The organism is Verrucomicrobiaceae bacterium (assembly GCA_016713035.1).
GTDB lineage: Bacteria > Verrucomicrobiota > Verrucomicrobiia > Verrucomicrobiales > Verrucomicrobiaceae > Prosthecobacter.
Genome location: JADJPW010000002.1, coordinates 650918 through 659565, shown reverse-complemented (window position 1 = coordinate 659565; position 8648 = coordinate 650918). Strand labels below are relative to the sequence as shown.

The 8648-nt window shown below is 59.7% G+C and carries 4 protein-coding genes; all 4 read right to left on the bottom strand.

Translation table 11 applies throughout. The features are described from left to right. Positions 1-130: 130 nt before the first annotated feature. Positions 131-1003: an adenylate/guanylate cyclase domain-containing protein gene (locus IPK32_09810; protein ID MBK8092250.1), complete on the bottom strand. Its 873-nt coding sequence runs from the start codon at positions 1001-1003 to the stop codon at positions 131-133. After that, a complete protein-coding gene (locus tag IPK32_09805; protein ID MBK8092249.1) occupies positions 1000-3177 on the bottom strand; it encodes a protein kinase in 2178 nt (725 codons plus the stop codon). The genes IPK32_09810 and IPK32_09805 overlap by 4 nt, the downstream gene beginning before the upstream one ends. A gap of 213 nt (positions 3178-3390) precedes the next feature. Continuing rightward, positions 3391-6777, bottom strand: a complete 3387-nt coding sequence (locus IPK32_09800) for a hypothetical protein (GenBank protein MBK8092248.1) — start codon at positions 6775-6777, stop codon at positions 3391-3393. After that, positions 6699-8570, bottom strand: a complete 1872-nt coding sequence (locus IPK32_09795; GenBank protein MBK8092247.1) for a hypothetical protein — start codon at positions 8568-8570, stop codon at positions 6699-6701. Before IPK32_09795 ends, IPK32_09800 begins: the two co-directional genes overlap by 79 nt. Between the last annotated feature and the right edge of the window lie 78 nt (positions 8571-8648).

Sequence of the window (8648 nt, the reverse complement as noted above, 5' to 3'; positions counted from 1 at the left end):
CAAGCGGGCATTGCTAACATATACCCGGTCTGGGGTGTATCGTAACACTCCAAAGTCTCCCTCCGCTCCTTGCTCCAGCCCTCTCACCCTGTCGGCAGACCTCTGACTCTTCGCCCTACGCTGTATCCCGCTACTTCTCCCTCAGCTCCACCACACCCGCCACGCTGCTTTCGTTCTTGGCGATGTGCTCCAGGAAGAACTTCGAGGGGCCGTCTCCTTGCGCATCGAGGCGGAGGCGATTGGTCTGTTCGAAGAGTTCCTTGGCGCGGGGGCGGTTGCCGCTTTCGAAGGCGTTCAGGGCGGCTTCGTAGCTCAGAGCCCACTCGGGCAGCTCGGTGCTGCTGGCGGGGCCGAGCAGTTCAAAGACGGTGGTGGTGTCCACGCGGCCTTTGACGCGGAACTGGCCCACGCGGCGGGTGCAAAACTCGCCGCGGATGTGCTCCTGCACGGCATCGCTGAGCAGGATGCTGGTGCCGAGGGCTTTGTTCAGGCCCTCGATTCGGCTGGCGAGGTTCACCGCGTCGCCGATGAGCGTGTAGTCGATGTGTTTCGTGCTGCCGATGTTTCCCGCGACGACTTCGCCATAGTGCAGGCCCACGCGGGTGCGCAGCGGCTCGCCGCCGATTTTGAGCCCAGCGTTTTCATGCAGCTCCCACGCGGCGCGGACGGATTTCAAGGCGGCGTCCTCATCATCAAAAGGCACGCCCCAGGCGGCAAAGATGGCATCGCCGATGAATTTGATCACGCCGCCGTCGTGGTTGAAGACGCGGTCGGTGGTGCGCTGAAAGTAACCGTTGAGGTGCTCCACGATGTGCATCGGCTCTCGCACCCGCTGGCAGATGTCGGTGAAATTCTCGATGTCCGTGAACATCATCGCGGCCATCGTTTTATCGCCACCGGGATCGAGCGCGAAGCCTTCGTCCGTGATCCGTTCGAGCATGCGCGGGGAGAGATACTTCGAGAAGGCCTCTCGCAGGCGTTTCTGCTCCGCGTCGAGCTTCACCCGGAAGTGCCGCTCGATGTAAAGTGCGCCCCGGTGCCCGCCACGAGCGCCACGGGGAGCTGCACCAGCGCGGCCACGCTCCACGGGAACCACACGCTGGCAAAATGCACGGCCAGCACCCCCGCGAGGCTCAGCAGCACCACCGCAGCAAAGGCCAGCAAAAAGCCCGTGAAGGGCCGCAACCGTGAAAAGGCCCATCCAGCCGCCAGGCCGATGAAAAGCACGAAAAGCAGGTCGGCGCGGTCACCACTGCGCACGAGCCAGTTTCCGCGCAGGAGATTCACGAGCATGTTGGCCTGCACCTCCACGCCGCTCATCAGCGGCACGTTGCCACGACGATCCAGGCGATGAAACGGCGTGCTGAACAAATCCTCGCCCAGCTTGGGACTCACGATGCCGGGCTTCCCGCCGATGACGACGATCTTCCCACGGAAAAAGGCCTCATCCACGCCATCGAGCACGTTTTTCGCCGAGACGGACGGGATCGCGTCATGCGGGCCGGTGTAGTTGATCCAGCGGTCATCGAGCCGATTGGCCTCATCCAGCGGTGCGCCGAGCTTTTGGGCCGTTTTCCAGGTCAAAGAGGCCTCATCACGCGTTCCGGCGATCAATTCGCGCACCGTGAAGCGATCATCATGCACCAGCGCCACGAGACCGTAATCGTCCGCCGCATCCAGCAGCGTGTCATTCGGGATGATGAGCCGCTCCATCGCCACACCGGCCTGCTGTGTCACCTCACGGCCAGCGGCCAGCATCACCACACCACCACCGGCGCGGTATTTCTTCATCGACTCCGCAAAGGCCGCGTCCAGCGCCGGATCTGCCGAGTTTGCCTCAAAGATGACATCATACACCACCGCACGAGCGCCGGCGGCGGCTAGTTTATCGAGCAAAGCGGGCTGCACCTTGCGGTCGAGGTTATCACCCACTTTTTCCTCCAGATAGACCATGCACACATCCCCTGCGCCACCGGGCCGATGCACCAGAAACGGCAGATCATAGCTCAGTGTGACCACGCCCTGGCCCACGCGACGCAGCGCCACATAACCCGCCGCCGCGCTGAGCACGATGGCGAGCAGCGTGGCCGCCCAGCGTGTCTTTGCCTCGCTGAGCCAGCGCTTCTTTTTCGCCTTCGCGGCTGATTGAGTCGGCGAAATGGCCTGCTCACCGCTTTTCGGCGAAACACTCGAAATCTTCGTCACCGGTCTCTGTGCGATGTTTTCCGCCGTGAGCCTGCCGACCGGCACCGCCATCGTCGTGTCCGCTGTGTCGCGGAAATTGAGCACCACGCTGAGTTGTTCCAAATCATGCCGCATCTGCGCCGCGCTGGCGTAGCGGTCGTCCGGCTTTGTCTGCATCGCTCGGCTGATCACGCTGTCGAAATGGCGGTCGAGTCCCGGCACGAGTTGCGACGCCGGTTTGAACGCTCCACGCGGCAGCGAACCCGTGAGCATCTGGTAAAGCATCACGCCCACCGCATACAGATCCGCACGCCCATCCACCTCCACGCCCGGCGTCATCGCCTCCGGCGCGAGGAAGTCAAGCGTGCCCACCATGAAACCCGTGCGAGTGAGGCCGCTGTGCGCATCCTCCAACCGAGCGAGACCGAAATCACCCACCTTCACCACGTTCTTCGTGCCCACGAGTACATTGGCCGGTTTGATGTCGCGATGAACGATGCCCAGCTCATGCGCCGCTGCCAGCGCATCGCACACACGCAGGCAGATCGCCCGCGCCTGCTCCACGGACAGGCGACCTTTTTCGGCGATCATCCGCGACACATCCGTGCCGTCCATCAGCTCCATCACATAATAAAGCTGGCCGTCCTTCGTCTCGCCCGAGTCGTAGATCGTGACCACATTCGGATGCGCCAGCTTCGCCATGAGCCGCGCCTCATTCAGAAAGCGCTCCACAAAAGCCGGATCATGCTCACCGAGGCCTGGTGGCAGGATTTTGATCGCCACCTTGCGGTCCAGCGTCGTCTGCACCCCGCGATACACCGCCCCCATGCCGCCCCGACCCACCAGCTTGTCGATCTTGTAGCCCGGCAGCATCTCCTGCAGCTCCTCCGGCCTCGGCGGCTGCCACTGCTTCGGCTTGTCCGCATGCATCGCCACGCCAAAGGCATTCATCGCCTGCGTTTCATCCAAGCTGTCATCTTTGGGCGTGCTCATGGTGGTTTGGCTCAATCGGTTTCGAAGTGCGGATTCAACGGAAAGCGCAGGTGGTTCTCTCCCTGATTACCCGCGGCAAATCCAATCGTAACTCCGCTCGAAAGGCATTTCATCATCTCTGCGGATCTCAGTGACCTCTGCGGTGACTCCGAAACAACCGCAGAGAACGCAGAGTTCCGCAGAGGGAGCTTCGCCAGTCCTCAAACCAACGAATCACGGCCCCGTGACCTCAATCCGGTAAAAAGCCGCGTCATTCGGCATCGCCGCATCTTGCAAAGTCACTGCCCCATCACTGGCGAGCGGCCCCTGCGGGCTGCCCACGGCTATCCAGAACGTCAGGTTTGTGCTGCGTTGGAGCGTGTAGGTGCGACCTGCCTTGCCCGAGGTGCTCACGCTGAAGTTACCGCCGCTGCGCTGGCTGTCGGTGACTTTGAAAAAGTCGCCGCTGAGCGTCGGGTTCGTGCCTGCGGCGTATTCCTGGGCATTGGTGAAGCCATCGCCATCGAAGTCGAAGGTGTCCGCGCCATTGCCGCTGTTCGCTGTACTGCCGAAGTGGGTCTGACGCCAGGTTTCTAGCGGGGTCAAAGGAGCCGCGTAAGTGTAGGTAAAGGTGTTAAGCTGACCTGCCGTGAGAGCGACGGTTTGCGTTGCTGGAGTGTCAAACCCGGCGACGGGGAGCATTTGCAGGATGTAGTTACCAGGGCTGAGGTTGCTGCGCTGTGCTCCGCTGATACGGTAACTCGTCTCAGGAGCCAGCCGCCAGCCTGCTCCGCCTGTGCGAGCGGCTACAGGCTCGATGAGCACTCGAATCGAGCCTGACGATGTGCTGCTGATATTGCTGACACTGCTATGCGTGATGCCTCCACTGGTGTGGGGTAGGTCGTCGATACTACTGAGTCCTGCGCGGGTGAAGAGGTCGATCACCGTGCTGTCGATGGCGCGCACGATGGTTTGTTCAGTGCCGCCGAGGTAGATGGCGGCTGGATAGTAATTCCCGCCTTCAAATTGCACACAGAGCGGCCCACCGCTGGCTCCGCCCGTGCTGCGTATGCCGGTGGTGAGGAAGACGCGGTTGATGTCCGCTGTGCTACCCACGGCATTGAAAAGGATGTTGCCCGGCGTGGTGGCATGCATGCGTCCCTGACTGCCACTGGCGACTCCGTCGATGGGGTAACCGACGAGCATTTTGTTGGCATTGGAGAGCAGAAACTCATTGGCATTGAGGTCACTGGCCAGAAAGCCGCTGTAGCCAGTGCGTGCGGCTTCGGTGAGGAAATACATGGCCGCGACATCGAGATTGCGTGCCTGCGGGGAGAAGCTGCCGGGCGTGGCTTCGAGCCTGCGCTGTGCGTCGTAGCCTGTGACGATGTAAAAGCCCCGTGGGATGACTGGCTCCGGCTCATAGGTGCCACGATGCCGCTGAAACAACCATTGCAGCCCCTGCGCGGCGGTGAGCGTGCCATCATCCCACACGACATGCGCGGCGGTAGCCACGACACGCTCCTTGACGGCGAATCCACTGCTTAGTCCCACGTTACTGCGTATCTGGCCAACATAGGCATAGGGCTTGGTGGTGTCTGTGCTCACCGTTTCATAGGCAAGCACACTGGGTAGCGAACCTGTGGCAGTGCTTGCCAGGAAGTAGGTGATGGTTGGCGAAGCGGTCTGGCCGTCGCTGAGGGTGACGTTGGTGTTGGTCGGAGTGCTCCGTTCATTGACGCCTTTGCACTCGATAAGGTAGTTGCCGGGGATCAGGCCGCTCAGAGTGGCTCCACTGTCACGCCACTGTGCATCGCTTTCGCCCAGCAGCCGCCACTGCGCACGGCCTGTGCCGGTGGTGATGCTATCGGGTTTCAAGATCACGCTGAGTCCGCCGCTGCCTGTCGTGGCCGTTTCAAAATAATCCCGTTCCAGTATCCTTGCCGCACCACCGCTGGTAATGCTCACCAGTGGCTCTGTCGGAGGATGGATATAACCCGGCACAGGCCTGAACTCCACAGCCCGATCCCCGGTGGTCAATCCACCCACTGGCACGCCGGAGGCTCTCCATTGCTGTTCACCCACAAAACGCCAACCGTGCAGAATCCCGCCTGGATTCAGATTCACCGTAAGGAAGCCTTCCGACTCCGATGGCGCATTTGGGAACACCTGCGCAAAGCCGGAGAGCACGTTCATGGAAAAAGAAGCACTGCTGCTTGTGCCCACACCGCCCGCACTCGTCGCCCGGATGCGGTAGTGATACGTCGCTCCCTGTGAGAGCGTCGTGAGCACTGCTGACACCGGCGAGCTGCTCTGCCCTGTTACCGTGCCCGGAGTGGCCGCCACGCTGTTGGGGAAGCTCACACCATCCGTGCCATACTCAAAGACCACGCTGCTGTCGCTGCCCTGCGCGTTCACGCTGCCCTCCACCCGAACGCTTGTCGTCGTCAGCGCGAAGTTCCCGCCGATCACCGCCGTCGGCTCCGTCAAAGTGCGAAAGCTTTGAGTGCCGCTGACGACAGTGCCTGCAGCATTGGTAGCGATGATGCGATAGTAGTAAGTTGTGCCTTTGACCAGACCTGCAACTGGCACGCTCACTGGAACTGCCGTGCTTCCTGTTACTGTTCCCGGCTCAGAAGGGACTTGATTCGGAAAGAGATTTCCATCCGTGCCCCACTCGAAGATCACCGTACTGTCATAGTTCCCCGCGTTCACCGTGCCATTGAAGCGTGCACTTGTCGGTGCCAATGCGCTTGCTGACGTGGTGGTCACAGTCGGACCCACCAGCGTGAAAAAGCTCGCCACCGGACTGACTGTCGTCCCCGCGCTGCTCACTGCGCGGAAGCGGTAGTAGTAGAGTCTGCCTGGTGTGAGACTCACCAAAGTAGAACCGACCAGCTTGGATTGAAACCCGGTCAAATTGCTCGCGACGGTCATCGGGCTGGAGAATGTCACGCCGTCGGTTCCGTATTCGAGCGAAATAATGGTCGCTGCCCCACGTGCGTTGATCTTCGCCTCCACGACTGCACTTGTGCTCCCTTCGGGTGGGACATTCGAAATGGAGACCAGGGGTGCTCCTGGAAGGATCAGCCGATAGATGCTTCCATCCGGGCCGCTCGTGGTGCCGTAAAGATTGCCGTCGAGACCGCGAAGCAGCGCCGCGTTTGGATGCCCCTCTTCGGAAGCGGCAAACTCGACCAGCGTTGTAAGCACACCGGCTGCGGTCATCTTGAAAACAGTGCCGAAGTCAGATGCACCGCCATTATAGGTCGTACCGTAGAAGGTGCCGTCGCTGTCCTGCATCAAACCGCCGTCCGGATACTTCCCCTTGTTCGTCGCTCCATTACCCGTGAACTGGATAAGAGTAGTAAGCGCCCCAGCAGGCGTCATTCTGAATAACGTGCCATTGCCGTTTAAATAGTTCGTGTAATGAGTCGTGCCATAGAAGTTGCCATCGCTGCCCTGCACCAAGGAAGACTGAGGACTGCTCCCCGCCCCATTTCCCGTGAACTCCACCAGCGTCGTCAGCACCCCGGCAGGAGTCATCTTAAAAACCGTGCCATTGCCATTTCCGCCGTCGGAAGTCGTGCCATAGAAGTTGCCATCGTTGCCCTGTACCAAACCAGCATATGGGTACTTACCCTTGTTTGTCGTCCCGTTTCCTGTGAACTCCACCAGCGTAGTAAGCCCCCCGAAGGAGTCATCTTGAAAACCGTACCGAAATCGTCCCCCCCTCCCCGAGAGGTTGTACCATAGAAATTTCCATCACTGCCTTGCACCACTCCGGCGCGAGGAGACCAGCCCATAGAGCTGCCAGGCATCTGAAACCCCACCAGCGTCGTCAGCCCTCCTGCGGGTGTCATTTTGAAGACTGAACCATATCCATTTCCGCCGAGGAGAGTCGTGCCGTAAAAGCTACCGTCGATGCCACGCGCCAAGACACCAAGAGAATTGCTCCCGCTGGCCACCAGCGTCGTTAGCTCGCCGCCTGGCGTCATCTTAAACACCGTACCGGCACGTGTCGCGCCCCCCTCGAAGGTCGTTCCAAAGAAATTCCCGTCGGTGTTCTGAGCGAGGCCAGCGAACGGTTTGCTCCCTTTGTTGGGACTTCCGCCAGCAAACGCTACCAGCGTCTTCAGAACCCCTGCTGGCGTCATACTGAATACGGTGCCGAAGCCATTGCCGCCGTTTAGATCGGTCCTACCACCACTATGCGTAGTGCCATAGAAATTCCCATCACTGCCCTGCACCAGAAAAGGATGAGCACGAGGATATACTCCTTTGTTCGTCCCCCCGAATGCCACGAGTGTTGTCAGCATGCCAGCTGGCGTCATTTTGAAGATCGTTCCGAAGCCTGAACCACCATGGCTAGTCGTGCCATAGAAATTCCCATCGCTAGCCTGCATCAAGGAAGAAGAAGGAGCACGCCCCTTGTTTGTAGCCCCGCTGTCCGTCAACTCCACTAGCGTCGTCAGCACCCCGGCTGGCGTCATCTTGAATACCGTGCCGTAACCTGAGTAACTGATACCTGCTACGAAACCAATTCCACCGGTTTGGGTAGTTCCGTAAAAATTCCCATCGCTGCCCAAAACCAAGGCATCCTGAGGGTGACTTCCCCGATTGTTTGTCCCGGCACCGGTGAACTCCACCAGCGTCGTCAAGACCCCGCCAGGCGTTATCCTGAAGACTGTCCCGAGATTAGACGAGCCGCCTTCAGTAGTGCCGTAAAAATTCCCGTCGCTGCCCTGAACCAGGGCAGACTGAGGGGTGCTACCTTTGTTGTTTGTCCCGTTGCCTGTGAATTCCACCAGTGTCGACAGTAGGCCGTTTTGCGTCATCTTGAATACAGTACCTCTGTCGAAAGCTCCCCCACCATAGGTTGTGCCATAAAAATTTCCTAAACTATCCTGTAACAGGCCAGCAAAAGGACTTCTCCCTTTATTGATCGATCCATTGCCCGTAAACTCCACCAGCGTTGTGAGCACACCAGATGCTGTCATCTTGAATACCGTGCCCATGCCCGATGCGCCGCCGTTCTGAGTCGTGCCATAGAAATTCCCATCGCTGCCCTGTAGAAGCCCGCCACTTGGCCGACTTCCTTTACTAGGCCCCACGTTGCCCGTGAACTGGATCAGAGTCGTGAAGACTCCTGTGCGCGTCATTTTGAAAGCCGTGCCAAAGTTTGACGCCCCACCTTCATAGGTGGTGCCATAAAAATCCCCATCACTGCCCTGCACCACGCTATTCGGAGATGCTCCCGAATATGGGGTATTAGCCGACTCCTCAGCCCGCGCATCGGAGAAGCTGAAGACTTTTTCATAAACCTGCGCCATGCTGGCTGGGGTGCAGGCGCACAGGGCGGCCAGCATCAAGGCGAAGGCGTGCAGGCGTGGGTGGAAAAACAGGCAGGACATAAAGGTGAAAAGAGCTTCCTAGGGTGGGATACCCAGTAAATTCGCTCATGTTACACTCCGCCGCAAAAAAAGGGAAGA

Bases quoted from the DNA above. Each gene is read 5' to 3' on its own strand.
- IPK32_09795 (MBK8092247.1), bottom strand. From the start codon at position 8,570: ATGTCCTGCCTGTTTTTCCACCCACGCCTGCACGCCTTCGCCTTGATG.
- IPK32_09805 (MBK8092249.1), bottom strand. From the start codon at position 3,177: ATGAGCACGCCCAAAGATGACAGCTTGGATGAAACGCAGGCGATGAAT.